This window comes from Novosphingobium sp. Chol11, assembly GCF_945870625.1.
Lineage (GTDB): Bacteria > Pseudomonadota > Alphaproteobacteria > Sphingomonadales > Sphingomonadaceae > Novosphingobium.
The window spans coordinates 1-24,124 of the sequence record NZ_CAMBTS010000002.1 but is presented as its reverse complement, the minus strand read 5'-3'; the positions used below and the strand labels follow the sequence as shown (position 1 = coordinate 24,124).

The window sequence follows — 24,124 nt, the reverse complement described above, 5'->3', positions numbered from 1 at the left end:
TTGGAAAGAATGGAGGCCCGAGCCGGAATCGAACCGGCGTGCGAGGATTTGCAGTCCTCTACGTCACCACTCCGCCATCGGGCCTCGATGCACGCATAACCGTGTGGAGAGGGGGGCGGTTAGCCGAGGCGCGCGCCGCCCGCAATCTGATTCTTTATGGTAAACCGTCCTAGGGGTCGACGAATTCGGGCGCGCGTTTCTCCATGCCGGCCATCACCGCCTCGCGCTGGTTGGGCGTATACATGATTTCGTGCTGTGCGCGGCTCTCGGCCATCAGCACATCATCGCCCGAAAGTTCGGGGACGCGGTTCGACAAAAGCTTGGCGGCGCGCACCGCTTGCGGGCTCTTGCCCGCGATGGTCTGCGCCAAGGCCATGGCGCGCGCCAGCGGATTGGGATCGGCATGCGTGGCAAAGCCATAAGCAACCGCTTCCTCGCCCGAAAACTCGCGGTGCGTATAGGTCAGCTCGCGCAGCACATCATCGCGCACATTGCCCCGCCACAGCAGGTAGCCGCCCATATCGGGCACGAGGCCCCATTTCACTTCCATCACCGCCAGCCGCGCATCAGGCGCGATAATGCGGATGTCCGCGCCGCTGGCCACTTGCAGGCCGCCGCCAAAGCACACCCCGTGCACCGCCGCGATCACCGGCATGGGCAGCTTGCGCCAGACCATCGCCGCCTCCTGCGCGCGGTTGGCATTGCCGTGCGTGCGTTCGACGAGCGACATTTCGCGCTCGGTGCGGCCCATGCTCGCCATGTCGAGCCCTGCGCAAAACGAGCGGCCAACGCCCGAGAGCACGACACTGCGCACGCCGTTCGCGCCAAACAAGTGCTGGCCCGCAGCAATAATGCCTTCAAACATCGCATCATCGAGCGCGTTCATCTTGTCGGCGCGGTCGAGCAGCACGTGCGCGACATGGTCTTCGATGGCGATGCTCACGCGGTCATGAAATCTCATGGTCGGTTCCTGTCAGGGGGTTGGCTTTGGTCTGCATGCCATCAGGCGGCGCTGGCGTTGACGCCCATGCTGGCAAGGTAGCGCCTGATGTTGCGGGCGGCCTGGCGCAGCCGCTGCTCGTTTTCGACCATTGCGATACGCACGAAGCCTTCGCCGTCCTCGCCATAGCCGACCCCGGGGGCGACCGCGACTTCGGCGTGGAGCAGCAACTGCTTGGAAAATTCAAGGCTGCCCATATGGCGCAGCGCCGGGGGCAGCGGGGCCCAGGCAAACATCGAGGCGGGCGGGCTGGGGATATCCCATCCGGCGCGGCCGAAGGCTTCGACCATCACATCGCGGCGCTTTTGATAGAGCAAGCGGTTCTGCTCGACGATGTCCTGCGGGCCATTGAGCGCGGCGCAAGCAGCAGCCTGAATCGGAGTGAACGCGCCGTAATCGAGATAGGATTTGACCCGGGTGAGCGCTGCGATCAGCCGCTTGTTGCCCACCGCAAAGCCCACGCGCCAGCCCGCCATCGAATAAGTCTTCGACATCGAGGTGAACTCGATCGCCACATCGCGCGCGCCCGGCACTTCGAGGATCGAGCGGGTCGGCTTGCCGTCGTAGTAAAGCTCGGAATAGGCCAGATCGGAGAGGATCCAGACCTTGTTGTCACGCGCCCACGCCACCAGCCGTTCGTAGAAAGCAAGGTCAACCGTCTCTGCGGTAGGATTGGAGGGATAATTGACGATCAGGATCGAAGGGCGCGGCACGGTGAAGCGCATCGCGCGGTCGAGCGATTCCCAATAGTTCGCATCGGGCGTGGTCGGCACCGCGCGGATCGTCGCTCCCGCAATGATGAAGCCGAAGGTGTGGATCGGGTAGCTGGGATTGGGGGCCAGCACGACATCGCCCGGCGCGGTGATCGCGGTCGCGAGGCTGGCGATGCCTTCCTTCGAACCAAGCGTCATCACGACTTCGGTGTCGGGATCGACCTCCACGCCGAAGCGGCGGCCGTAATAATTGGCCTGTGCCTTGCGGATGCCGGGAATGCCCTTTGAAGCCGAATATCCGTGCGCGTCGGGCTTCATCGCCACTTCGCACATCTTTTCGATCACATGCGCAGGCGGCGGCAAATCGGGGTTGCCCATGCCAAGGTCGATGATATCCCGCCCGCTGGCGCGCGCGGCGGCCCGCATCGCATTCACTTCGGCGATGACATAGGGCGGCAGTCGCTTCATGCGGTAGAATTCTTCTTCCACGGGCTCTCTTCTTGGTTGATCGGCGGCAGATGCGCCGCACCAGCGCGGCCTTACGCGAAACATTGCCGCAAGGAAACAGCAGGGGCTAACATGCAGGTCCTGCGTGCGCTATGATGCAACGACGCTTGTGAGCAGGAGAAACGCAATGTCCGGACCTGATACACCCCCCGTGGCAAACGCCGATCCGGCCGTGTTCGAAGATCTGTTTCGCCAGCAGGGCGAGGTGATGCAGGCCTTCTTCGCGCCGTTCGCCCCCGCTGCGCAAACCCCCGGTGCCGATCCCGCCGATCTGCAGCATTGGGCGATGTCGTTTGCCAAGTTGCAAAAGATGTGGCTCGATTTCGGGGCCGAGCAAGCCGGACAAACGCCCCCGGCGCTCGCCCGAATCGGCGATCTTGGCCAATGGTCGGCGTTTGCCAACGATTGGTTCAAGGCGATGCCTCTGGCGCAGCCCGAAGCGCAGATGAAGCTTTGGGAAGACGGGCTGGCGCTGTGGACGAGCGTGCTCGGCCGGTATGGCATCGGCCCGCAGGCCGGGCAGAGCGAACTGCCGCGCAAGGACCGCCGCTTTGCCGATCCCAAATGGAGCGAGCAGCCGCTGTTCGCGCTGCTGCACCAGACGTATCTGCTGATCGCGGAGCGGCTCAATGCTATGGCGCAAGAGGCCGAGGGTCTGCCTCCCGAGCGCCGCGAGCAGCTGCGCTTCATGACCCGAGTGATCACAGACGCGCTGAGCCCGGCCAATTTCCCGATGATCAACCCGGTGGTGATCGAGCGCATCTTGGAAACTCGCGGCGACAGCATTGTCCGCGGGGCCGATCATCTGTTCGCCGATCTGCGCAAAGGGCAATTGACGCACACTGATCCGGAGGCGTTCGAGCTTGGCCGCAACATTGCGATCACCCCGGGCAAAGTCGTTTTTGAAACCCCGATGTACCAGCTTATCCAGTATACGCCGGTGACCGAGCAGGTTTATGCCGTGCCGCTGGTGATCTTTCCGCCGTGGATCAATCGGTTCTACATTCTCGATCTCAACCCGCAGAAAAGCTTCATCCGCTGGGCGGTGGAGCAAGGGCTGACGGTGTTCGTCGCCTCGTGGAAATCGGCCGACGCCAGCATGTCCGATGTCATCTGGGATGATTACATTATGGCGCAAGTCGAAGCGATCGACTTTGTCCGTGCGCGGCTCGATGTCCCGGCGGTGCATACGATCGGCTATTGTGTTGGGGGAACCACGCTGGCCGGCACGCTGGCGCTGATGGCGCGGCGCGGCGAAGGCGACAAAGTGGCATCGGCCACATTCTTCACCGCGCAAGTCGATTTTGAAAAGGCGGGCGATTTCAAAGTCTTTATCGACGAGCAGCAGATCAAATTGCTCGAAAGCATGGTCACTGATGGCTACCTTGATGGGCGCTATATGGCGACAACCTTCAATCTCCTGCGCGGCACCGATCTGATCTGGAACTATGTCGTCAGCAATTATCTGCTGGGCGAAGATTATCCCGCGTTCGATTTGCTGCATTGGAATGGCGATACCACCAATCTGCCCGCCAAGTGGCACAAGGCCTATCTTGAAGACCTCTACCGCGACAACCGGCTGGTGGTGCCGGATTCGCTGATCGTCGATAATACGCCGCTCGATCTCCACCGCATCACCACGCCCTGCTACATTCAGGCGGGCCGCGAGGATCATATCGCTCCGGCTGAAAGCGTGTGGAAGCTGACCCGCCATCTGGCGGGACCCTGGCGCTTCATGCTGGCCGGATCGGGGCACATCGCGGGCGTGGTCAATCCGCCAGCGGCGGGCAAATATCAATTCTGGCGCAACGATGACGATCCGCAAACGCTGGCCGAATTCATCGCAGGCGCGCGCGAGACCAAAGGCAGCTGGTGGCCGGACTGGATCGACTGGATCGCGGAGCTTGCCCCGGCCAAAGTCGCGGCAGAGGGCAAGCGGGTTCCCGGCGGCAAGGGTGATCCGGTGATCGAGGATGCGCCGGGGCGCTATGTGAAGGCCCGCTGAGCGCGGCGGTGTGGGCGGCGAAAGTCGCCCGCAGATTTATTGCTGCAGTGCACCATTGGTACCTTGACTCCAACGTTAAAAATCTTAAATGGTGCAGTGCAGCAATGCTGGCGCTTTCAAAGCACCATGTCTTGCCCAGAGCAGGAGTTGGTTTTTGATGACCGAAGAATTGAAGACCCCCAAGCGCAAACCTGCCGCCCCCAAAGCGGCTGGCACTGCTGCCCCGGCGCAGATCCCGCTGGCCATTAATCCGGCGAGCGCGAAAACCGCCAAGGCACCGTTCGTAGCGCCTGCCAAGGCCGCCAAGCCCGTTGCCAAGGCCGCGGCACCCAAAGCGGCGGCGGTTCCTGCCGCCCCTGTTGTAGACGCCCCCGTTTCTGTTGCGCCGGTTATTGCCAAGGCTTTGAATGTCCCCGCCGCTCCGGTGCAGCCCACCGTGCAAAGCGAGCCTGCGATCAAGAGCGAGGCAATTGCCGCGCCCGCGCCGGTCGCTGAAATCGAGAAAATGCCTGTAATGCCGGTTGCAGCTTCAACTGCACCGGAAACTGTAAAGCCAAGCCCCCCGAAAAGCGCCGCACCCGTTGGCGCGTCAACCAGCAAGAAGGATGTTTTCACCATGACCACGACCACCACCGCGATGACCGACACCATTCAGACTGCCATGAAGGACGCTGCCGAGAAGGCCAAGGCCACCATGGAAAAGAGCCAGGCCGCAATGGGCGACATGGGCGCATTCGCCAAGGGCAACGTCGAAGCCGTCGTCGAAGCAGGCAAGATCCTCGCTTCGGGCATGCAGGAAATGAGCAAGGGCTACATGACCGAAAGCAAGTCGGTTGTTGAAACCATGACCGCCGAAATCAAGGATCTCGCCGCCGTCAAGTCGCCGGCAGAGTTCTTCGAAAAGCAGAGCGCGATGATGCGCAAGCAGTTCGACGCTGCGGTTGCCGCCAGCTCGAAGAACAGCGAAGCGATGCTCAAGCTCGCCAGCGAAGCGTTCCAGCCGATCTCGAACCGCGTCAGCCTGGCTGTCGAAAAGTTCAAGCACGCTGCCTGAAAATACACCTGAAAGCGCGCGCGATCCGATGCGCGCGCTTTTACTGGTCGTCTAAAAACAGCGGGCCGGGCAGGACATTCCTGCCCGGCCCGATTGGTTTGTGCTCCATCCATCGCCCGGCACAAAAAAAGTTCATGCCTTTCTGGGAGGAACGCGGGTGCGGCCTCTTGTACCGAGCGCGTTGCAATGCGATATTTATGTGATGAATCAGTCCCCGACTTACGCCGCCGATCCGCACCTCGCCGCGCTTCTTGCTGTGTGCGCGGCGGCCCCGGTGTTTCGCGCTTCTGAGGATGATGAGCCGCGCATCCCCGATGGTGATGACAAGGATCAGGTGGGCATCGCCACCAAGACCCGCACCCGCCCCAAAAAGCCCAGCATGTTCAAGGTGCTGATGCTGAATGACGATTACACGCCGATGGAATTCGTGGTGCTGGCGCTCAAGCGGTTTTTCCAGATGGATCTGGAAGCTGCGACCCGCGTGATGCTGCATGTTCATCAAAAGGGTGTCGGGGTCTGCGGCATTTTTGCTTATGAAATTGCCGAGACCAAGGTCAATCAAGTGATGGATTTCGCACGGGAAAATAACCACCCGCTGCAGTGCACGCTCGAAAAGGCATAAGGCCGGTTTGCCCTCCGGTGACCCTGCCGGTTTGCAGCAGGCGATCGGTGCGCGCGTTTTTTACCTTCCGCCGCGCGCCGAACCCGCCTAGGCCGTGGCAGGTTTTCGGACCGATCCCATCGAGTCCCCCATCGCCGTGACCATCCTGACCGCAACTGACAAGTACATCGCACGGCTCGTGGCCGTGCCCATGCTGGTGGTGTTTGTCATCGCCGCTTCGCTGCTGATGCTCGACAAGATGCTGAGGCTGTTTGATTTCGTCGCCACCGAAGGCGGCCCGGTGAGCATCGTGTTCAAGATGTTGGCCAATCTGCTGCCCGAGTATGCCAGTCTGGCAATCCCGCTCGGGCTGATGCTCGGCATCCTGCTGGCGTTTCGCAGGCTGGCCACCTCGTCCGAGCTCGATGTGATGCGCGCGCTCGGGCTGTCTTACAATCGGCTGCTGCGCGTGCCTTATATGTATGCGGTCGGCCTTGCGCTGCTCAATCTGCTCATTGTCAGCTACCTCCAGCCGCTGTCGCGCTATTATTATGAGCAGCTGTCGTTCGATCTGCAGTCGGGCGCGCTCGGCGCCTCGATCAAGGTGGGCGAGTTCACCACCTTGAAAGGCCGCACCGCGCTGCGCGTTGAGACCAGCCGCGACGAGGGCCGCAATCTGCAGGGCATCTTCGCCCGCATTGCGAGCGAAAAGGGGCAGATCCTGTCGATTTCGGCGCGCGAGGGGCGGTTCTTTGCCAGCAAGGAAAATCCCGACACGGTCATCTTGCGCTTGAACGATGGCCAGATCGTGCAGGATGGCCCCGAGCTCAAATCGCCGCGCGTGCTTACCTTTGCCACGCATGATCTGCCGATCGATCTGCCCAAGATCGAGCAGTTCCGCCGCCGCGGCGACAAGGACCGTGAATACTTCCTGCCCGAACTGCTCAAGATCGGCTGGAGCAAGGATTCGTCGGTCGCGGCCCGCAACCAAAGCCTCGCCAGCCTCAATTTCCGGCTCGTCGAAGTGGCCATGATGTTTCTGCTGCCGCTGCTGGCGGTGGCGCTGGCGGTGCCGCCCAAACGATCGACCTCGGCGCTCGGGGTGTTTGTTTCGGTCGTGATGGTGGTGGCCTATCACAAGGTCAACGAATACGGCCAGGATGTCTCGAGCCTCGGCCGGATCGATCCGGGTCTGGCGCTGTGGGGGCCGTTCGTGCTGTTCGCCGCGCTTATCGCGTGGCTTTACTGGCGGCTCGCCTATGTGCCGGGCGGGCAGCCCCTCGGCGGGCTCGAAACGCTGTTTGCCAAGGCCTCCAGCGTGGTCAAGCGGATGATGGCCAGCCGCCGCCTTGCGCCTCCGGCCAGCGCTGCGCGCGCGGGGGAGGCGGCCAGTGGGGTTTGACGTTTTTCCATCGCGCGTGGTCACTTGGTACATCGGCAAGATGTTCGCGGTGCGCATCCTGGCAGTGCTGGTCTTGCTCGTGCTGGTGCTCCAGGCGCTCGATCTGCTGAGCGAAAGCGGCAAGATCCTCGCGCCGCCCGGCAATGGGCAGGCCGAACTGCTGACTTATGCGAGCATGCGCATCCCCCAGCTGATCAGCCGCTTCCTGCCCTATTCGGTGCTGCTGGCCACCATCGTCACGCTCATGACCTTGAACCAGAACAGCGAGGTCATTTCCCTGAAAGCGGCGGGCATGTCTGCGGTGCAGATCCTCGCGCCGCTGTTTCTGGTGTCGTTTGTGGTTTCGCTGGCGACGCTGGGGTTCAACGAGCGGTTCGTCACCCGCTCCACCGCCACGCTGAAAGCATGGCAGGCGGCGGAATATGGCCTGCTGCCCAGTGCGGGCATCGTGAAGACCAATCTGTGGCTTCAGGACGGGGCCAATATCATGTTCGCCAGTGCGGTCGAAGGGCAGGGCGACCAGACCCGCCTGATCGGGGTAACATGGTATCGCCGCAATCCATCGGGCATGGTTTCGGATATCGTGCGCTCGCCGCTGGCGACGTTTGCGCGGCCGGGCTGGCGCTTTGCCGACCCTGTCAGCTTCGAGGTGCAGAGCGCCCGGATCGAGCGCTCTGCCACTCCGCGCATCTATGCCACCGGGGTCGCGCCGTCGCAGGTGCTGATCCGCAAGGCCGATCCCGAAGCCGAATCGCTGCCCGCGCTCTCGCGCTCGATCGCGGCGATGCAGGAGGCGGGCTCGCGCACCAGCGAGCTGGAAGGCAAATGGTGGCACAAGCTGTCCGGGCCGCTCTCTGCCCTGTTGATGCCGCTGCTCGGCGCCGTCGCCGGTTTCGGGTTGGCGCGGTCGGGCCAGCTCTTCATCCGCGCGGTCATCGGCATGGCGCTGGGCTTTGCCTATTTCGTGGTCGACAACGCAGCGCTCGCAGTGGGCAGCTTCGGCGGCTATCCGCCATTCCTGTCGGCGTGGGGGCCGTTTTTCCTGTTTTTGCTGATCGGCACGACCGTTCTTCTACGCACCGAAGAGTGATCGCTCAGCGGCCGCGCCGCATCGTGCTTCGCACCAACCGGGCGACGAGCGGCGTCGAGCCGGTGTAGCTGGCATGATCGTAGGTCGATCCGCTGCCCAGTTCGGCGCGCAGGCGGCGGTGCGCTTCGGCCAGCGCATGGTAGGGAAGGCTGGGGAGCAGATGGTGGAGCGCGTGATAACGCAAGCCGACCGGGGCCCACAGCGCCGCCAGCGGCGAAGGCGGCGGGACATTCACCGAGTCGAGAAACTGGCCGGTCACGGTCATCACTTCGCCGTCGTTCTGCCATAAATGCGCCACCAGCGTGCGGGTCTGATTGAGCACCGCTACGGCCGCGACAATCACCAGCGCGATGAGCAGCGGCCGCCAGCCATACGTCGCCGACCAGCCGAGCACGAACAGCGCCCACGCGCAGGCGCCGGTTTCCTGCCAGCGCACCATCGTCGCAAATTCGCCCTCGGGCGGGCGGCGGCGGAACAGCGGGTTGATCTCAAGCGCCGAAAATCGCTCCCACACCATCGTGCGCAGCGGCGGGAAGAGCAATCCCAGCGGCACCATCACGGCCGAGCGCACGAGCAAGGCGATTGGCAGCAGCAGCGCGATCAGAATGAACAGTGGCAGCGTCCACGGCTTCATCAGCGCCAGCGGCAGATACTCCGGGTCTTCAGCCGTGCCATATCGGGTGCGCGCGTGGTGAAGCGTATGCACGCCTTCGTACATGAACGAGGGCGTGAGCAGCGGGATGCCGACCAGCATATTCCATGCCGTGCGAAAGCCGGGCAGGTCGGCTTTGTGAATGTGGGTAAGTTCGTGAATGAACAGCAGCGCGCGGTAAAGCGCCGCGGCGGACACGATGCCGCAGACCGCCGCCAGCGCCGGATTGCTGAGCGTGATCGCACCGATCAGCCCCGCATAGCCGACGAACGCTGAGCCCAGCATGTCGGGCCAGTAATGCCCTGGCCGCGCGGCGGAGATGTCGCGGGTCAGCTCGACTGCGGCGCGCAGCATGGCCTTGTCTTCGGCGATGCCCGCAATGCGCGGGCAGGCGGCCACCGACGCCGCCCCCGCTTCATGCGCTGCCTGAAATGAAGTGCCTGCCGCAATCATGCTCATTTCCCAATAGACCACTGCCGCTGCGCCGAACCTGCTCGACCTGGCATGAACGAACGAACCTGATCGGCGAACAGGGACCAGCGGCCCTTGACAACCAGTGAAGCCGCGCCGCAGGTCGCAAGCATACGATCCAACAAAGGCAACATAGTGGCTGGCATAAAAGGCCTTATAGGCGACATAACCATCACCCCGGTCACCGGCAAGGCAGACCGAAGGGCATTTGTCGAGCTGGCCTATCGCCTCAACGCATCAGACCCGCATTGGGTGGCGCCCTTGCGGATGGAGGCAGAGGAACTGGTGACGCCGGGCAAGAACCCGTTCTTCGAACACGCCGATGTCCAGCTGTTCCTTGCGCGGCGCGGGGGCGAGGTGGTGGGCCGCATCTCGGCGCATATCGATCATCTCGCCATCGCCACCGATCCGGCGCAGGGCATGGGGCCGGGCGTGGGCAACTGGGGCCTGCTCGAAGCCGCAGACGAGGCTGCCGCACACGCGCTCATCGCCGCCGCCGAACAATGGCTGCGCGCCAAGGGCATGAACCGCGTGCTGGCACCGCTGTCGATGTCGATCTGGGAAGAGCCGGGCCAGCTCACCAAAGGCTTCGACCATTCGCCCACGGTCATGATGGGCCATCAAAGCGAGCGTTATCAGCACTATATCGAGGCCTATGGCTATCTGTCTGCCAAGCAGCTTCTGACCTATGAGCTTGACATTACGCAAGATTTTCCGCCGCTGATCCAGCGTATCGTCGCCTCGGGCGAGAAGAACGCCAAGATCCGCATCCGCAATGTCGACAAGAGCAAGTTCGAAGACGAAGCGCGGCTGGTTCTCGAAATCCTCAACGATGCATGGTCTGAAAACTGGGGCTTTGTTCCGTTTACCGACACCGAAATTGCCTATGCCGGCAAGAAGTTCAAGCCGATCGTGCGCGAAGATCTGATCATGATTGCCGAATATGAAGGCGAGCCTGTCGCCTTCATGATGACGCTTCCCGATCTCAACGAAGCGATTAAGCCCATGAACGGCAGGCTCTTTCCGTTTGGCTGGATCAAGCTGCTGCGGTGGCTGCGCAATCCGCAGGTGCGCACGATGCGCGTGCCGTTGATGGGCGTGCGCAAGCGGCTCCAATCCTCGCGTCTTGCCAGCCAACTGGCCTTCATGATGATCGAATACATCCGCCGCAATTCCATCGCGCGCTATGGCGCAACGCGCGGCGAAATCGGCTGGGTGCTCGATGACAATCAGGGCATGCTGGCCATCGCCGAGGCGATCGATAGCCATGTCAACCGCCAGTACACCATCTATGGCAAACCGCTGGATGGATAGCGCTTGATCTGCGGCGACCACAGGCCTTGATCCTGACAAAATCCTGCGCCAACATTCCTAGTGGTTCCCATTTGAAAGTTCGCCCAGTGCCAGCGCTCGAAGATCCGATGATGCCAGCGCAGCCCGCAGGCTTGCCCGGTGCCGCGCCTGGCGGCCCAAAGCCGGTTGCCGCGCCCGGCGGCCCGGAGCCGGTTTTCGCTGGCTGGGATGTGGCCGACGATACCCGCGCGCGTCTCCAATCGGCGATGCTGCTCGTGCTCATGCTCGGGCTGTTTCTGGCGCTGCCGTTCGTGCTGTCGATCGGCTCGGTGGTGTTCCGCCCGCCGGTCTGCGCCATCGTGCTCAGCATCGTGCTCTCTCCGCTGGCCGATCGTCTTGTGCGGATCGGCTTGCCCAATATGCTGGCCTCGCTGCTGGCGATCGTGGCGCTGTTCGTTGGCATCGTGATCGCGCTCACCGTGATCCTCCAGCCGGCCTATGACATGGTCGATCAGGTGCCGCAGATGGCGCGGGTGGTCAGCCGGCGGTTTGCCGAATTGCGCAGCAATTTTGCCTGGCTCAACGATTTCAACCGCCAGCTCACGCGGCTGACGGGGCATAGCGCGCGCGAAGTGGTGCTCGCCAGCCCCTCGGTGATCGAACAGGTCGCGTTCGCCACCCCCAGCGTGGTGCTCGAACTGCTGATCACCATCCTGATGACGTTTTTCATGATCGAATCGCGCATCCGGATGAAGCGCCGCCTGCTGATCGAACGGCACAGCTTCGATGCCTCGGTGCGCATTGCCCGCGTCATGCGCGATGTGCAGGATCGGGTGGCGAGCTATCTGTTCACCGTGTCGCAGATCAATTTCGGGCTTGGCCTCATCGTCGGCGGCGGCGCATTTGCGTTTGGCCTCACCGCGCCGGTGATGTGGGGCGGCCTCGCCTTCGCGTTCAATTTCCTGCCTTATGTCGGCCCGCTGTTGATGGTGGCGCTGCTGGCGCTTGTCGGCCTTGGCACAGCGAGCACGGTCGTGCTCGGCCTTCTCCCCGCGCTGGCCTTCCTCGCGCTCCATGCAGTCGAATCGAACGTCGTCACACCGTCGATCCTGGGCGCACGGTTCACGATCAATCCGCTGTCGATCCTGCTCTCGATCAGCTATTTCACCTGGATCTGGGGTGTGCTTGGCGCGCTCTTGTCGGTGCCGATTCTGCTGACGATCTCGGCGCTACTGGAAAATCTCGGGCGGCCCAATCTGATCGGCTTCCTGTTTGGCGAGCCGCTGTTTCAGGCGGTCGAGGCCGGGCCCGAAGCGGGCTCGTCGGCGGCGCTGGCGTAGCGATCAACCGCGGCGGTCACCGCCACATCCAGCGTGACATTGCCCAGCGTGCGCATCAGATCGGGCAGCACTTCGACCGCGACAAGCAGCGCCAGCGGCTCGACCGGGACGCCCATGGCGATGGCAATCGGGCCGACCGAGGCGACAAAGCTGATCGTGCCGGGCAGGCTCACCGAACTGAGCGACACCATGATCGCCACCAGAAAGCCCGAGATCATCATGCCCGGCGACAGCGCCACGCCATACCAGTTTGCGACATAGACCACGACCGCCAGGTTCACCGCCGGGCTGGTCGCGCGAAACAGCGAGACCGCCAGAGGCATCACGAATTCGGCGGTCACGGTGCGCACGCCCATTTGTGCGCAGGCCCCGAGCATGACCGGGAGCGAGGCGAGCGACGACTGGGTGGACAGCGCAAAGACCTGCACCGGCACCATCGCCTTTACAAACCGGCCAAGCGGTACCCGGGCCAGGATCGCGGCCAGCGGATAGCCGCTCAGCCACACCACGCCCCCGCTCAGGATCATGATCAGCGCATAATGCGCCAGCGCGCCGATCGCTGCCGGGCCGCTCTGGGCAGCGACGGACACGCTGAGCGCCAGCACGCCCACCGGCGCCAGCGCCATGACCCAGCCGATCACCACGAGCATGGCCGCCGCCAGCGCTGCAAAAAATCCGGCCATCAGATCGCGTTGGCGCGGCTCAAGCCGGGTCGTGGCCAGCGCAAAAACCGCCATGAACAGGATCATCGGCAGCATCCGGTCATGTGCGGCGGCATCGAGCACATTGGTCGGCACGATCGAGCGCAGATAGTCGGCCACCGTAGGCACCACGGTCGGGGCCGCGCTGCTCGTTACCGCGCCAAAGCTGGAGCGCAGCGCTGCGCCTGCGGCACCGGGGATCGGCAGCCATGTCAGCAGAAGCGGGGTCACGAACAGCGCGACCACCGCGCTGAAACTGAGCACGGCCAGAAACATGCCGAGGCTGCGCCGCGCCAGTGCGCCGGCATTGGCGGTCGCCACCGTCTGCACCACCCCTGTAAAAAGCAGCGCGGCCACCAGCGGCACGATCGTGGCCTGCAAGGCGCGCAGCCACAGTTCGCCCACCGGCTCTGCCACCGCAAGTACCTGCGGCAGCGCGCCCGGCGCTGCAAACGCCAGCGCCAATCCGCCCGCCAATCCGCAAACCAGCGCGGCGAAAGTCCATCCGGCGGGGATCTGGGTGATCGGGGGGAGGGTGAACGCGGGGGTGGCGGGCACCGCCGGATCGTGTCTGGCTTGGTTCATAGGATGGTCAGACTAATCGTGTAGGCCCATAAGGCAATGAGGAGCGTGCAGGGACCAGCGCGCAACGAGGGAATGACGAAGCTTCATGGGACGCAAATTTTTCGGCACCGACGGGATCAGAGGCCGCACCAACGCTGGTGTGATGACCGCCGCCACCGCAATGAAAGTCGGCCAGGCCGCTGGCACCTATTTTCTGCGCGGCGATCATCGCCACCGCGTGGTGATCGGCAAGGACACCCGCCTTTCGGGCTATATGCTCGAAACCGCGATGACCGCAGGCTTTACCAGCGTGGGCATGGACGTGGTGCTGCTGGGGCCGATGCCCACGCCCGCCGTCGCGCTGCTCACCCGCGAAATGCGCGCCGATGTCGGCGTGATGATTTCGGCCAGCCACAATCCGTTCGAGGATAACGGCATCAAGCTGTTCGGCCCCGATGGCTACAAGCTTTCGGACGAGGCGGAGCTGGCGATCGAGGCGCTGATCGAGCAGGATCTGCCGCTCGCCGATGCGGACGATGTTGGCCGTGCGCGCCGGATCGAGGATGCGCGCGGGCGCTATATCCATGCGGTCAAGGGTTCGCTGCCGCACAATGTCCGGCTCGATGGACTGCGCATCGTCGTCGATTGCGCCAATGGCGCGGCCTATCATGTCGCCCCTTCCGCGCTGTGGGAACTCGGCGCCGAGGTAATCGCCATCGGGGTCGAGCCCAATGGCAAGAACATCAACGCCGGGGTCGGCTCGACCCATCTTGATGCGCTGAAGGCCCGCGTGCGCGAAGTGCGCGCCGATATCGGCATTGCGCTCGATGGCGATGCCGACCGGCTGATCGTGGTCGATGAAAAGGCTCAGGCGGTGGACGGCGACCAGATCATGGCGCTGATCGGCGGGCGGCTGCACGAACAGGGCGCGCTGCGCGGCGGCGGCGTGGTCGCCACGGTCATGTCCAATCTGGGGCTGGAGCGCTATCTGAATGGTCTTGGCCTCGATCTCGTGCGCACGGCGGTCGGCGACCGCTACGTGCTCGAAAAAATGCGCGAGGGCGGGTATAATGTGGGCGGCGAGCAATCGGGCCATATGATCCTGACCGATCATGGCACCACCGGCGATGGCACCGTGGCCGCGCTGCAAGTGCTTGCCGCGCTGGTCGCTTCGGGCAAATCGGCCAGCGAGATGCTGCATCTGTTCGATCCGGTGCCGCAATTGCTCAAGAACGTGCGTTTTGCCGGCGGCAAGCCGCTTGAGGCCGACAGCGTTAAAGCTGCGATTGCCGCAGGCGAGGCCCGGCTGGCGGGGCATGGCCGGCTGGTGATCCGCCCCTCGGGCACCGAGCCGGTGATCCGTGTGATGGCCGAAGGCGACGATGCGGGCGAAGTCGCGCAAGTGGTCGACACGATCTGCGAGGCTGTGCGAAAAGCCGCCTGAAAGGAATTCCCATGCTCGACATGCGCCCCGATTGCGAACGCTGCGGCAGCGACCTTCCGGCCGAAGCGCCGGGCGGCTTCATCTGCTCGTTCGAATGCACCTTCTGCGCTGAATGCGCCGAGGCGCTCGATGATCGCTGCCCCAATTGCGGCGGCGAGCTGACCGACCGTCCCACCCGCGCCAAAGCGCTGCACGCGAAGTTTCCGCCATCTGCCGAGCGCAAGTTCAAGGCCAAATGACCGGCCAGCCCCCCCGCATTCTCAGCATCGCGGGCTCCGATTCCAGCGGCGGCGCGGGCATTCAGGCCGATCTCAAGACCATCACGATGCTCGGCGGCTATGCGATGACCGCGATCACCGCCTTGACCGCGCAGAATACCGTGGGCGTGCAGAGCGTGCTGGCGGTTGATCCAGCGATGGTCGCCGCGCAGATCGATGCTTGCCTCGGCGATATCGGCGTGGACGCGGTCAAGATCGGCATGCTCGGCTCGCCCGAAATCGCCGCCGTGGTGGCGGATCGGCTGGAGCCCCTCGGCGTGCCGATCGTGTTCGATCCGGTGATGATCGCCAGCAGCGGCGCGGCGCTGGCAGACCCCGCGACCATCGCCGCGTTTGCGCGGCTGATGCAGCTGGCCACCTTGACCACGCCCAATGTGCCCGAATTGGCCGCGCTCGGCGGCGATGATGCCATGCGCGCGCGCGGCCGCTCCTATCTTGCCAAAGGCGGCGATGCGGATGGGCCGGAAGTTACCGATCGGCTGGTCATGCCGGGCGAGCCCGACCGCACATGGTCTGCCCCGCGCATCGCCACCCGCCACACCCACGGCACCGGCTGCACGCTATCAAGCGCGATCGCCACGTATCTGGGCCTAGGCCTCGCGCTGCCCGAAGCCATCGAGCGCGCGCGCCAGTTCGTCCGCGCAGCGCTGCAGCATGCCCCCGGCTATGGTGCAGGCCATGGCCCGCTCGGCCATCAAGCCGTGCGTTGAAGCGCTGACCAAGACTCGCGGTCAAGGGCGAAGTAAACGCTGTCACACCACTGTTCACCCACCAGAATGGTTTTCGTGGCGCGGTGGGTTTCGCAAAAGCCCAACCGCTCGAGCAAACGAATTGACGCGTCGTTACGCGGATCAACATCGGCAGTCAGGCGCGGCAAGGAATGGACTTCAAATGCGCGGGTGATGACCGCGACCATCGCTTCGCGCGCAAAGCCCTTGCCCCAGAAATCGGGATCAAACAGGTAGCCAAGTTCGGGAAAGCGATAGAGCCCAACCTTGCCGATCAATCGGCCTTCATTCTCGGCGATGAAGTCCTCGCCCAAGTCTGAAGGGATCGTCATCATTCCCTCGAGAAAATCGGCCGTCTGATCTGGATGTTCATGTGGCGGGGTTGACCAGTAGGCCATCGCCCGCGGCTGCCGCATGATTGCATAGAGCGCGTCCAGATCGTCGGCGCGCGCAGGGCGCAGGGTAAGGCGCTGCGTTTGTATCACCGTCATCGCGTCGCTCCGAAGCTCAATCACATCCCAGATTGTAAAACCCGACAATAAACGCCCACGCTTCCTCGGCTGTTTCCACCATGTGAAACAGCTTCAAATCCTCGGGGTTGATCACGCCCTCTTCGGCCAGCGCTGCGAAATTGATCACCCTGTTCCAATATTCTGCGCCGAACAGCAGGATCGGGATCGGCTGCATCTTGCCAGTCTGGACCAGCGTCAACAGCTCGAAAAACTCGTCGAACGTGCCAAACCCGCCCGGAAAAACCGCCACCGCCCGCGCGCGCAGCAGGAAATGCATCTTGCGCAGCGCGAAGTAGTGAAACTGGAACGAAAGGTGCGGCGTCACATAGGGATTGGGCATCTGCTCGTGTTGCAACACGATGTTGAGCCCGATCGTGTCTGCGCCCGCATCGTGCGCGCCGCGGTTGGCCGCCTCCATGATCGATGGGCCGCCGCCCGAGCAGATCACGAACTGGCGCTTGCCGTCCTCTACCACCGCGCATTTGCTGGCGATGAAGCCCAGCTTGCGCGCTTCTTCGTAATAGCGCGCTTTGGCCGCCAGCCGCTCGGCCACCGCCTTGCGCTCAGGGCTTGTCGCTGCCGCCACCGCCGCCTTGGCATCGGCGGGCGAGGGGATGCGCGCCGAGCCATAGACCACTAGGGTCGAGCCGATCTCTGCCTCATCGAGCAGCATTTCGGGCTTCAGCAATTCCAGCTGAAAGCGCACCGGGCGCAATTCCTCGCGCAGCAGGAAATCGATATCGCGAAACGCGAGCCGGTAGGCCGGGTCCTGCTGCTGCGGGGTCAGCCGCGCATGCGATTCGGCAAACACCGCTTCCTGCTCGGCCGGATAGAACTTGCGCTCGGTCAGCTCGTGATTGATTTCGTCTTCGGTCATACGGCATGCTGTCGCGTGCGGTACGCTGCATCGCAAGGTTAAATCGTGCGGGGTTAAAACGTGCGGGGCTAAAAACGTCCGGGGCCAAATCAGACTGGCCGATCGCGCGGCGGCGTGCGAAATGGCGGCGCTTATGGATCAGGATGAAGCATTGAGGCTGGCATCAGCCGATCCGGCCCCCATCGTGGTGGCCGCGCTCTATCAGTTCACCCCGTTTGCCGACCTTGCGGGCCTGCGCGGCCCGCTGCTCGGCGTTTGCCGCGCGCATGGCATCAAGGGCACGCTGCTGCTGGCCCGCGAAGGGATCAACGGCACCATCGCCGGCGCGCCCGCAGGCATGGCGCAGGTGCTGGATCATATCCGCGCCATGCCCGGCTGCGCGCAGATCGGCGTCAAGTTCGCGGCGGCGGCGGCCATGCCGTTCCACCGCATGAAGGTGCGGATCAAGCGTGAGATCGTGACGATGGGCGAGCCGGGCATCGATGCCTTGGGCAGCGTCGGCACCTATGTCGCACCCACCGATTGGAACGCGCTGATTGCCGATCCCGCCACCATCGTGATCGATACGCGCAACGATTATGAGGTTGCCGCTGGCACCTTTACCGGCGCAATCGATCCCAAAACGCAAAGCTTTAGCGATTTTCCCGGCTGGTTCCGCCGCGAGCGCGCGCGCTTGTTAGGCGAAGGCAAGCCGCCCAGAGTGGCGATGTTCTGCACCGGCGGCATCCGCTGCGAAAAGTCGACCGCGTTCCTGAAAGCCGAAGGGGTGGATGAAGTGTTTCATCTCGAGGGCGGCATTCTCAAGTATCTTGAGACGATCCCGCCCGAACAAAGCCTGTGGCAGGGCGAATGCTTCGTATTCGATCAGCGCGTGGCGGTGGGGCATGGTCTTGCGCCGGGAACGCATGTGCTGTGCCACGCCTGCCGCCGCCCGGTTTCACCCGCCGATCAGGCCTCACCGCTTTATATCGAGGGCGAAAGCTGCCCGGCGTGCCACGGCGAACGCAGCGCCGCGCAGCGCGCAGGCTACCGCGAACGCCACCGTCAGGAGCAGCTCGCCGCCGCCCGGGGCCGCGTGCATGTGGGGGATGCAGGCGGCAACTAGGGTAGGCGGCAAAGCGTCCGGATTGTTAGAGCTTGCCGTCCGAAGCGTTGTTCATGCGGCCTGAAACCGTTACGAACGTGTTCGAAAGCGAATTGCCCAGCGCGCCCATGGCAGAGATTGCAGCCACCGCAATCAGTGCGGCGATCAGGCCATATTCGATCGCAGTCGCGGCCGTCTCATCTTGCAGCACCGACTTGAAAATTGACATTTGCAGATCCCTAAGCCTGAATTCAGTGGCTTGGGTATCGCATAGACTTGCTGCTAAAAAGTAAACGCAACGTGACGCTGAAGGCCGCGCAAACAACTCGGTGCCAGTGAATGCGGAAAATCGCACTGCCAAAAGCAGTGATCGGGCCAGCCAGCGCCCCTGCGCGCAGCGCCGCACCGGGCATCCCATCCCGCAGCGGGCAACAGGCCGCAACCAAGCGCCCACGATCAGTCTAGGCGACTGATAGTTCACACAAATATTCGCAAAAAACTGGATGCCCCGCGAGGACTCGAACCTCGATAAACGGAATCAGAATCCGGTGTCTTACCATTAGACGACGGGGCAGAGGAGGCGCGCGTATATGCGCGGCGACGCTTCAAGTCAAGGTGATCCGGGCCCGTATACCCCCGTAGCCACGTATGTCTCCCCCTTACATCGTCGTGACACCTTGCCGCGCACGCGCACTAACGCTAGGATCGTTGTCAAGTACTCGCCGGGCATTATTCTGGCGGGAAAACATAAGCGAATTGCAAGTCATGGCGGAGTTTGATCCGCCGACGAGTGCGCAGGATCCGCGTCCTGGCCGGAAGCAGGGGAAGTTTCCCCCGCAAGTCGATTCTGGCCATGCGCCGCGCCCCGCCGCTGCCGTCGGCACCCCTGCGGGCCAGCCGTGCCCAAATCCCGATCCGGCCGAGCCCGATCAGGAGGTCCGCGTGGCCGCGCCTGCGGCCAAGACCAGCCCCGGCCAGCCGATGTGGCAAAAACCCCCGCCCGCGCATCGTCAGGCTTATGCCGCGATCGATCTGGGCACCAACAATTGCCGCCTGCTTATCGCGCGGCCATCGGGCGATCATTTCATGGTAATCGATGCGTTCAGCCGCGCGGTGCGGCTGGGCGAAGGGCTCGCGCAATCGGGCCGCCTGTCCGATGCGGCGATGGACCGCGCGCTCGCCGCGCTGCATATCTGCGCCGAGAAACTGCGCAAGCGCAACGTCAACCTCGCCCGCTCGGTGGCGACCGAGGCCTGCCGCCGGGCGGCCAATGGCGAAGCGTTCATCGAGCGCGTCCACCGCGAAACCGGCATCCGGCTCAATATCATTACGGCGCAGGAAGAAGCGCGGCTGGCGGTGCTGGGCTGCCACATCCTGCTCGAACACGGCGATGGCCCGGCGATGATCTTTGATATCGGCGGCGGTTCGACCGAGGTGGTGCTGGTCGATACCAGCGAGGCCGCGCCGCGCATTCTCGATTGGCAATCGGTGCCATGGGGCGTGGTCTCGCTCACCGAAGTGATCGGCGAGATCGCGGATTCGCCCGAAGCCCGCGCCGCCGCCTATGCCGCAATGCGCGCACGGGTGGACGCGGACTTCGCCGATTTCGCCGCGCGGATCGCGCCTGAGCGCGAGGGCGGCGCGCTGCGCCTGCTCGGCACCAGCGGCACGGTGACCACGCTGGCCAGCCTTTATCTCGATCTGCCGCACTATGATCGCCGCGCGGTCGATGGCGTGATCGTGCCCGCCGCCGCGATGCGCGATGTCAGCCAGCGGCTGGCCAGCCTGTCGCATGCCGGGCGTGTGGCGGTGCCCTGCATCGGGCGCGACCGGGCCGATCTGGTGGTGGCGGGCTGCGCGATCCTTGAATCGATCTGCGATATCTGGCCCGCCGAGCGGCTCGGCATTGCCGATCGCGGCATCCGCGAGGGCATCCTGCGCAGCCTGATGGCCACCAATGGCGAGGGCGACCGGGGCCACGCCGCGGTGCGTGCGTCCGGCCAAGCCCGCGCCAAGCGCACTTTATGAGCCGCACCCTATGAGCCGTTCTGGCCGCGATCCGGGCGAGCGGGTCAAGACGGGCAAAGGGCGCACCGCCTCGTCCAATCGCTGGCTCGCGCGCCAGATCAACGATCCTTATGTCAAGCAGGCCAAGGCCGATGGCTGGCGCAGCCGCTCGGCGTTCAAGCTGATCGAGCTCGATGCGAAGTTCGCCCTGCTGCGCGGCGCGCGGCGCGTGGTCGATCTGGGGATCGCGCCGGGTGGGTGGAGCCAGGTCGTGCGCAAGCAGGCCCCGGCCGCGCGGGTGGTGGGCATCGATCTCCTGCCGACCGAGCCGCTCGATGGCGTGACGATCTTCGAAATGGATTTCATGGCCGATGAGGCCCCTGCCGCGCTGGCTGGCGCGCTCGAAGGTCCGCCCGATCTGGTGCTGTCGGATATGGCGGCCAACACCGTGGGCCACAAATCGACCGACCACCTGCGCACGATGGGGCTGGTCGAGACGGCGGTGGACTATGCCATTCATGCGCTGGCTCCCGGCGGGGCGTTCGTCGCCAAAGTGTTTGCGGGGGGCACGGACGGCGAACTGCTGACCATTCTCAAGCGCAATTTCACCACGGTGAAACACGCCAAACCCCCTGCCAGCCGCAAGGATTCGTCCGAATGGTATGTGATCGCGCAAGGGTTCAAGGGGCGCGCGGCGGAATAGCGCGATTTCCACAGGACAGGTTTTGCGCGAATCAGCGCGGGCAGCTTAAGGGCGGTGTTTGATATTTCCTTTGCCCGTGCGGAGCCTGTTCCATGTCCGATGCCACCACCACCGATGAACGCCTGCGCCTGCTGATCGAGCGGATCGAGCGCCTTGAGGAAGAGAAAAAGGGCATCGGCGATGATATCAAGGATGTTTACAGCGAGGCAAAGTCGGCAGGCTATGATGCCAAGATTATGCGCCAGATCGTGCGGCTGCGCAAAATGAAGTCTGACGACCGGCGCGAAATGGATATGCTGCTCGATACCTACAAGGCGGCGCTGGGCATCGCCTGAGGCTTGGGCAGAGCGGGGCGGTGAAGCTGCTTCTTGGCGATGTGCGCGGGATGGCGGCGCGATGAATGCGCCGCTGCTGCGCCCCGCCGCCTGGCACGATGCCGGTGCCTGCGGCGCGATTTATCGGCCTTATGTTACTGGCACGTGGGCCAGTTTCGAGCTCGATCCGCCAGACGACGCCGAAATGGCGCGCCGGATCGAAGACTACGGTGCCAGTCACGCGTGGTTTGTTGCCGAAGTGGACGGGGTCGTCGCGGGGTATGCCTATGGCTGCCCGCATCGTTCGCGCGCTGCTTATGCCAGCTCGTGCGATGTGGCGATTTATGTGGCGGCGGCGGCGGCAGGCAGGGGTCTGGGGCGTCTGCTCTACGGCGCGCTGCTGCCCATGCTGCGCGAACGCGGCTACCATGCGGCATTTGCCGGTATCGCCCAGCCCAATCCGGCCAGTGTGGCCTTGCATCTGTCCGCCGGGTTCGCGCCGGTCGGGACCTATCGTGAAGTGGGCTGGAAACTTGGCGCTTGGCGCGATGTCGCGTGGTTTCAGCGGCTGCTTTAGGCACCTGGCCCTGCTCTGCGGCTGGAAGGCGCGAAAGGTTTAGCCAATCACGAACGCCAGCGCGATTGCGGCGCCATTGGCGCAGGCATGCGCGAGGATCGAAGCGGCAAGGCCAAAGCGCTGGCGCATGTAGCCGAGCGTCAGCCCGGCCCACAGCTGGGGCAACACCATCGGCACCGCCACCAGCGAGAATGCCGGATAATTGCCCAGATGCGCCAGCGCAAAGCCGCCCGCGACCAGATAGAAGATCGCCGGAAAGCCCGCCGCAAACCAGCGCGGCACCGCGCGCATTTTGCGCATGGCCACCCAGCCTCCGATGGTGATCAGCAGACCGCCAAAGAAAGTGGTGACGACGCCTAGGTCTGATCCGGCGCGTTCTGCGGTCACAATCGCGGCGATGCCCAGCGCGGCGCTCAGCGTAAGCCACAGCGCGCGCGGCCGCCCGGTCTGCCATCCGCGAAAAATGATCTCCTAGGCCAGCGGTGCCACCAGCACGACCGCAGGCACCAGCAGCATCGGCGGAATCTTGCCGAACGCATCGGGCGAAGGCAGGCCGAACAGCACTTGCCAGCCCTTGATCAGCGGCAGCACGATCAGCAGCAGCACCCCCAGATGCAGCGCCAGCATCGCGGCCCATGCGCGGCGCGCTTCGGGCGAGCGCAGTCCGCTCGGGGTCAGCAAGCGGGGGCTGCGCAAAAACCGGGCAAAGTCTTGGCGCACGGAGGGCGAGGCGGTATTCATGGCGCGCTTTATGCCCGCCCAAGCGTTAAAACAGGGATACCGCGCCGCAAGATTGCCGTTTGCCCGCGCCTCGGCTAGGGAGCGCGCATCCCACCCTGAAAGACGCCAAGAAGCAGACCATGGCAGGCCATTCCAAATTCAAGAACATCATGCACCGCAAGGGTGCGCAGGACAAAAAGCGCTCGGCGCAATTTTCCAAGCTCAGCCGCGAAATCACCGTGGCGGCCAAGATGGGCATGCCCGATCCGGACATGAACCCGCGTCTGCGCGCCGCGGTCAACGCGGCCAAGGCGCAATCGGTGCCCAAGGACAATATCCAGCGCGCGATCGACAAGGCGAGCAAGGGCGACGGCGAGAACTATGAAGAAGTGCGCTATGAAGGCTATGGCCCCGGCGGCGTATCGATCATCGTCGAAGCGTTGACCGACAACCGCAACCGCACCGCCACCAATGTGCGCATCGCCTTTTCAAAGAACGGCGGCAATCTCGGCGCTTCGGGCGCGGTGAGCCATGGGTTCGAGCGGCTGGGCCTGATCGAATATCCCGGCAAAGTCGGCGATGAGGAGAAAGTGCTCGAAGCCGCGATCGAAGCGGGCGCGGAAGACGTCGAATCCGACATGGGCGACGGCGACGAGAACCCCGGCAGCCACCAGATCTGGGTCGCGATCGAGCAGCTTCACCCTGTCGCGCGCGAGCTTGAAAAGACGCTGGGCGAGGCCGAAGGCGTCAAGCTCGCGTGGAAGCCCAACATGAAGACCACGGTCGACGCCGAAACCGCCGCGACCCTGCTTAAGCTGATCGACGTGCTCGACGATGACGACGACGTCCAGACCGTCTGGGGCAATTATGAAATCCCCGACGAAGTGATGGAGCAGCTGGGTTGAAAAAGCCCCTTCCGCTTGCGGGAGGGGTTTGGGGTGGGCCGCCGTTTGCGCGTCGCTGGATCAATCCGCCCTCCGGCCCCTTGCTGCGGGCGGCGGGCGGCGCAGCATGATCATCATCGGCATCGATCCCGGCCTCACTTGCACTGGCTGGGGCATTGTCGCCAAGGCGGGCAGCCGTTTGAGCCACGTTGCCAACGGCCAGATCCGCACCGATACCAAGCTTTCAATGGCCGAGCGCCTCGTCGAACTCGATGCCGCGCTCACCGACGTGATCCTGCTGCACCGGCCCGATTCCGGCGCTGTCGAGGAAGTGTTCGTCAACGTGAACCCGCAATCCACGCTCAAACTGGGGCAGGCGCGCGGGGTGGCGATGCTCAGCCTGGCGCGCGCCGGGATGCCGGTCGCCGAATATGCCACCCGGCTGATCAAGCAGGCGCTGGTCGGCACTGGCAAGGCCGAAAAAGAGCAAGTGCAGGCCATGCTCAAAGTGTTGCTCCCCGGCGTGAAGCTGGCAGGCGCAGACGCGGCGGACGCGCTCGCGGTGGCGATCACCCATGCCAACATGCTAGGCAGTCACCGCTG

At 63.9% G+C, this 24,124-nt stretch carries 27 protein-coding genes and 2 tRNA genes; 17 read left to right on the top strand and 12 right to left on the bottom strand.

Annotated features, from left to right (window positions below):
* Positions 1 to 10: 10 nt before the first annotated feature.
* The 3 genes from Q0O40_RS00775 to Q0O40_RS00765 form a co-directional block, all read right to left on the bottom strand.
* Positions 11 to 84, bottom strand: a tRNA-Cys gene (locus Q0O40_RS00775).
* 85 nt (positions 85 to 169) lie between these two features.
* Positions 170 to 961: a crotonase/enoyl-CoA hydratase family protein gene (locus Q0O40_RS00770; RefSeq protein WP_295524932.1), complete on the bottom strand. Its 792-nt coding sequence runs from the start codon at positions 959 to 961 to the stop codon at positions 170 to 172.
* A gap of 41 nt (positions 962 to 1,002) precedes the next feature.
* The gene (locus Q0O40_RS00765) at positions 1,003 to 2,202 is read right to left on the bottom strand and encodes an LL-diaminopimelate aminotransferase (protein ID WP_295524929.1); all 1,200 of its coding nucleotides are present in this window, start codon (positions 2,200 to 2,202) and stop codon (positions 1,003 to 1,005) included.
* A 145-nt stretch (positions 2,203 to 2,347) separates the two neighbouring features.
* Here Q0O40_RS00765 and Q0O40_RS00760 point away from each other — a divergent pair, with 145 nt between their 5' ends.
* Entirely contained in the window at positions 2,348 to 4,225 is a 1,878-nt protein-coding gene (locus Q0O40_RS00760) for a class I poly(R)-hydroxyalkanoic acid synthase (RefSeq protein ID WP_295524926.1), read from the top strand.
* Between the two features lie 84 nt (positions 4,226 to 4,309).
* Here the strand turns inward: Q0O40_RS00760 and Q0O40_RS00755 are convergent, their stop codons facing one another.
* Entirely contained in the window at positions 4,310 to 4,849 is a 540-nt protein-coding gene (locus Q0O40_RS00755) for a hypothetical protein (RefSeq protein WP_295524924.1), read from the bottom strand.
* On the opposite strand from Q0O40_RS00755, the gene Q0O40_RS00750 reads away from it, so the two are divergent.
* The 4 genes from Q0O40_RS00750 to lptG all read left to right on the top strand — a co-directional run bounded on the left by Q0O40_RS00750 (position 4,842) and on the right by lptG (position 8,372).
* Positions 4,842 to 5,279, top strand: a complete 438-nt coding sequence (locus Q0O40_RS00750; protein WP_295524922.1) for a phasin family protein — start codon at positions 4,842 to 4,844, stop codon at positions 5,277 to 5,279. The genes Q0O40_RS00755 and Q0O40_RS00750 overlap by 8 nt on opposite strands.
* 274 nt (positions 5,280 to 5,553) lie before the next feature.
* Positions 5,554 to 5,901 (top strand): ATP-dependent Clp protease adapter ClpS, encoded by a 348-nt coding sequence (gene clpS / locus Q0O40_RS00745; RefSeq protein ID WP_295525068.1) that lies wholly within the window; start codon positions 5,554 to 5,556, stop codon positions 5,899 to 5,901.
* A gap of 136 nt (positions 5,902 to 6,037) precedes the next feature.
* The gene (lptF, locus tag Q0O40_RS00740; RefSeq protein WP_295525065.1) at positions 6,038 to 7,282 is read left to right on the top strand and encodes an LPS export ABC transporter permease LptF; all 1,245 of its coding nucleotides are present in this window, start codon (positions 6,038 to 6,040) and stop codon (positions 7,280 to 7,282) included.
* Positions 7,272 to 8,372 carry an LPS export ABC transporter permease LptG gene (gene lptG / locus Q0O40_RS00735; RefSeq protein ID WP_295524920.1) on the top strand — a complete coding sequence of 367 codons (1,101 nt, stop codon included), beginning with the start codon at positions 7,272 to 7,274 and terminating at the stop codon, positions 8,370 to 8,372. Before lptF ends, lptG begins: the two co-directional genes overlap by 11 nt.
* 4 nt (positions 8,373 to 8,376) lie before the next feature.
* Here lptG and Q0O40_RS00730 read toward each other — a convergent pair whose 3' ends face one another.
* Positions 8,377 to 9,483 (bottom strand): fatty acid desaturase, encoded by a 1,107-nt coding sequence (locus Q0O40_RS00730; RefSeq protein WP_295524919.1) that lies wholly within the window; start codon positions 9,481 to 9,483, stop codon positions 8,377 to 8,379.
* Between the two features lie 147 nt (positions 9,484 to 9,630).
* Here Q0O40_RS00730 and Q0O40_RS00725 point away from each other — a divergent pair, with 147 nt between their 5' ends.
* The gene (locus Q0O40_RS00725; RefSeq protein WP_295524917.1) at positions 9,631 to 10,809 is read left to right on the top strand and encodes an N-acetyltransferase; all 1,179 of its coding nucleotides are present in this window, start codon (positions 9,631 to 9,633) and stop codon (positions 10,807 to 10,809) included.
* Between the two features lie 107 nt (positions 10,810 to 10,916).
* Complete coding sequence (locus Q0O40_RS00720; RefSeq protein WP_295524914.1) at positions 10,917 to 12,128, top strand: AI-2E family transporter; 1,212 nt, start codon at positions 10,917 to 10,919, stop codon at positions 12,126 to 12,128.
* On the opposite strand, the gene Q0O40_RS00715 is transcribed toward Q0O40_RS00720, so the two are convergent.
* Positions 12,077 to 13,414 carry a cation:dicarboxylase symporter family transporter gene (locus Q0O40_RS00715; RefSeq protein ID WP_295524912.1) on the bottom strand — a complete coding sequence of 446 codons (1,338 nt, stop codon included), beginning with the start codon at positions 13,412 to 13,414 and terminating at the stop codon, positions 12,077 to 12,079. The genes Q0O40_RS00720 and Q0O40_RS00715 overlap by 52 nt on opposite strands.
* A gap of 85 nt (positions 13,415 to 13,499) precedes the next feature.
* Between Q0O40_RS00715 and glmM the strand changes: the two genes are divergently transcribed.
* From glmM to thiD, 3 genes are read left to right on the top strand one after another with little or no spacing between them, the layout of a single operon-like run.
* The gene (gene glmM, locus Q0O40_RS00710; RefSeq protein WP_295524909.1) at positions 13,500 to 14,837 is read left to right on the top strand and encodes a phosphoglucosamine mutase; all 1,338 of its coding nucleotides are present in this window, start codon (positions 13,500 to 13,502) and stop codon (positions 14,835 to 14,837) included.
* A gap of 11 nt (positions 14,838 to 14,848) precedes the next feature.
* Complete coding sequence (locus Q0O40_RS00705) at positions 14,849 to 15,076, top strand: DUF1272 domain-containing protein (RefSeq protein WP_295524906.1); 228 nt, start codon at positions 14,849 to 14,851, stop codon at positions 15,074 to 15,076.
* Positions 15,073 to 15,825 (top strand): bifunctional hydroxymethylpyrimidine kinase/phosphomethylpyrimidine kinase, encoded by a 753-nt coding sequence (gene thiD / locus Q0O40_RS00700; RefSeq protein ID WP_295524903.1) that lies wholly within the window; start codon positions 15,073 to 15,075, stop codon positions 15,823 to 15,825. Before Q0O40_RS00705 ends, thiD begins: the two co-directional genes overlap by 4 nt.
* Here thiD and Q0O40_RS00695 read toward each other — a convergent pair.
* Entirely contained in the window at positions 15,810 to 16,334 is a 525-nt protein-coding gene (locus Q0O40_RS00695; RefSeq protein ID WP_295524900.1) for a GNAT family N-acetyltransferase, read from the bottom strand. The genes thiD and Q0O40_RS00695 overlap by 16 nt on opposite strands.
* Before the next feature lie 16 nt (positions 16,335 to 16,350).
* Positions 16,351 to 17,232: a TIGR00730 family Rossman fold protein gene (locus tag Q0O40_RS00690; protein ID WP_295524897.1), complete on the bottom strand. Its 882-nt coding sequence runs from the start codon at positions 17,230 to 17,232 to the stop codon at positions 16,351 to 16,353.
* Between the two features lie 121 nt (positions 17,233 to 17,353).
* On the opposite strand from Q0O40_RS00690, the gene Q0O40_RS00685 reads away from it, so the two are divergent.
* Complete coding sequence (locus tag Q0O40_RS00685) at positions 17,354 to 18,337, top strand: rhodanese-related sulfurtransferase (protein ID WP_295524896.1); 984 nt, start codon at positions 17,354 to 17,356, stop codon at positions 18,335 to 18,337.
* A gap of 25 nt (positions 18,338 to 18,362) precedes the next feature.
* Here Q0O40_RS00685 and Q0O40_RS00680 read toward each other — a convergent pair whose 3' ends face one another.
* Entirely contained in the window at positions 18,363 to 18,545 is a 183-nt protein-coding gene (locus Q0O40_RS00680; protein WP_295524894.1) for a Flp family type IVb pilin, read from the bottom strand.
* Between the two features lie 271 nt (positions 18,546 to 18,816).
* Positions 18,817 to 18,890: transfer RNA gene (locus Q0O40_RS00675), tRNA-Gln, on the bottom strand.
* A gap of 191 nt (positions 18,891 to 19,081) precedes the next feature.
* Here Q0O40_RS00675 and Q0O40_RS00670 point away from each other — a divergent pair.
* From Q0O40_RS00670 to Q0O40_RS00655, 4 genes are all read left to right on the top strand, one after another.
* Positions 19,082 to 20,344, top strand: coding sequence for a Ppx/GppA family phosphatase (locus Q0O40_RS00670; protein ID WP_295524892.1), 1,263 nt, complete (start codon positions 19,082 to 19,084; stop codon positions 20,342 to 20,344).
* Positions 20,345 to 20,354: 10 nt separating this feature from the next.
* Positions 20,355 to 21,026, top strand: coding sequence for an RlmE family RNA methyltransferase (locus Q0O40_RS00665; protein WP_295524890.1), 672 nt, complete (start codon positions 20,355 to 20,357; stop codon positions 21,024 to 21,026).
* Between the two features lie 92 nt (positions 21,027 to 21,118).
* A complete protein-coding gene (locus tag Q0O40_RS00660; RefSeq protein WP_295524887.1) occupies positions 21,119 to 21,361 on the top strand; it encodes a DUF2312 domain-containing protein in 243 nt (80 codons plus the stop codon).
* 61 nt (positions 21,362 to 21,422) lie between these two features.
* Positions 21,423 to 21,917: a GNAT family N-acetyltransferase gene (locus Q0O40_RS00655; RefSeq protein ID WP_295524885.1), complete on the top strand. Its 495-nt coding sequence runs from the start codon at positions 21,423 to 21,425 to the stop codon at positions 21,915 to 21,917.
* Positions 21,918 to 21,956: 39 nt separating this feature from the next.
* On the opposite strand, the gene Q0O40_RS00650 is transcribed toward Q0O40_RS00655, so the two are convergent.
* Together Q0O40_RS00650 and Q0O40_RS00645 are read right to left on the bottom strand one after the other, a co-directional pair.
* Positions 21,957 to 22,304: a hypothetical protein gene (locus tag Q0O40_RS00650; RefSeq protein WP_367183701.1), complete on the bottom strand. Its 348-nt coding sequence runs from the start codon at positions 22,302 to 22,304 to the stop codon at positions 21,957 to 21,959.
* Positions 22,305 to 22,388: 84 nt separating this feature from the next.
* Complete coding sequence (locus tag Q0O40_RS00645) at positions 22,389 to 22,658, bottom strand: hypothetical protein (RefSeq protein WP_295524883.1); 270 nt, start codon at positions 22,656 to 22,658, stop codon at positions 22,389 to 22,391.
* A 119-nt stretch (positions 22,659 to 22,777) separates the two neighbouring features.
* Here Q0O40_RS00645 and Q0O40_RS00640 point away from each other — a divergent pair, with 119 nt between their 5' ends.
* Positions 22,778 to 23,542: a YebC/PmpR family DNA-binding transcriptional regulator gene (locus Q0O40_RS00640; protein WP_295524881.1), complete on the top strand. Its 765-nt coding sequence runs from the start codon at positions 22,778 to 22,780 to the stop codon at positions 23,540 to 23,542.
* Positions 23,543 to 23,648: 106 nt separating this feature from the next.
* Positions 23,649 to 24,124: crossover junction endodeoxyribonuclease RuvC (gene ruvC / locus Q0O40_RS00635; RefSeq protein WP_295524878.1), on the top strand; the 476-nt coding region annotated here is incomplete at its 3' end.

What these genes read in the sequence shown, in the direction of transcription:
- Q0O40_RS00720 (WP_295524914.1), top strand. Translation starts at nt 10,917, where the DNA reads ATGATGCCAGCGCAGCCCGCAGGCTTGCCCGGTGCCGCGCCTGGCGGC.
- Q0O40_RS00670 (WP_295524892.1), top strand. Translation starts at nt 19,082, where the DNA reads ATGGCGGAGTTTGATCCGCCGACGAGTGCGCAGGATCCGCGTCCTGGC.
- glmM (WP_295524909.1), top strand. Translation starts at nt 13,500, where the DNA reads ATGGGACGCAAATTTTTCGGCACCGACGGGATCAGAGGCCGCACCAAC.
- thiD (WP_295524903.1), top strand. Translation starts at nt 15,073, where the DNA reads ATGACCGGCCAGCCCCCCCGCATTCTCAGCATCGCGGGCTCCGATTCC.
- Q0O40_RS00660 (WP_295524887.1), top strand. Translation starts at nt 21,119, where the DNA reads ATGTCCGATGCCACCACCACCGATGAACGCCTGCGCCTGCTGATCGAG.
- Q0O40_RS00665 (WP_295524890.1), top strand. Translation starts at nt 20,355, where the DNA reads ATGAGCCGTTCTGGCCGCGATCCGGGCGAGCGGGTCAAGACGGGCAAA.
- Q0O40_RS00690 (WP_295524897.1), bottom strand. Translation starts at nt 17,232, where the DNA reads ATGACCGAAGACGAAATCAATCACGAGCTGACCGAGCGCAAGTTCTAT.
- Q0O40_RS00695 (WP_295524900.1), bottom strand. Translation starts at nt 16,334, where the DNA reads ATGACGGTGATACAAACGCAGCGCCTTACCCTGCGCCCTGCGCGCGCC.
- Q0O40_RS00715 (WP_295524912.1), bottom strand. Translation starts at nt 13,414, where the DNA reads ATGAACCAAGCCAGACACGATCCGGCGGTGCCCGCCACCCCCGCGTTC.
- Q0O40_RS00770 (WP_295524932.1), bottom strand. Translation starts at nt 961, where the DNA reads ATGAGATTTCATGACCGCGTGAGCATCGCCATCGAAGACCATGTCGCG.
- Q0O40_RS00640 (WP_295524881.1), top strand. Translation starts at nt 22,778, where the DNA reads ATGGCAGGCCATTCCAAATTCAAGAACATCATGCACCGCAAGGGTGCG.
- Q0O40_RS00750 (WP_295524922.1), top strand. Translation starts at nt 4,842, where the DNA reads ATGACCACGACCACCACCGCGATGACCGACACCATTCAGACTGCCATG.
- Q0O40_RS00730 (WP_295524919.1), bottom strand. Translation starts at nt 9,483, where the DNA reads ATGAGCATGATTGCGGCAGGCACTTCATTTCAGGCAGCGCATGAAGCG.
- Q0O40_RS00680 (WP_295524894.1), bottom strand. Translation starts at nt 18,545, where the DNA reads ATGTCAATTTTCAAGTCGGTGCTGCAAGATGAGACGGCCGCGACTGCG.
- Q0O40_RS00685 (WP_295524896.1), top strand. Translation starts at nt 17,354, where the DNA reads ATGGCGGCGCTTATGGATCAGGATGAAGCATTGAGGCTGGCATCAGCC.
- Q0O40_RS00655 (WP_295524885.1), top strand. Translation starts at nt 21,423, where the DNA reads ATGAATGCGCCGCTGCTGCGCCCCGCCGCCTGGCACGATGCCGGTGCC.
- Q0O40_RS00645 (WP_295524883.1), bottom strand. Translation starts at nt 22,658, where the DNA reads ATGAATACCGCCTCGCCCTCCGTGCGCCAAGACTTTGCCCGGTTTTTG.
- Q0O40_RS00760 (WP_295524926.1), top strand. Translation starts at nt 2,348, where the DNA reads ATGTCCGGACCTGATACACCCCCCGTGGCAAACGCCGATCCGGCCGTG.
- Q0O40_RS00705 (WP_295524906.1), top strand. Translation starts at nt 14,849, where the DNA reads ATGCTCGACATGCGCCCCGATTGCGAACGCTGCGGCAGCGACCTTCCG.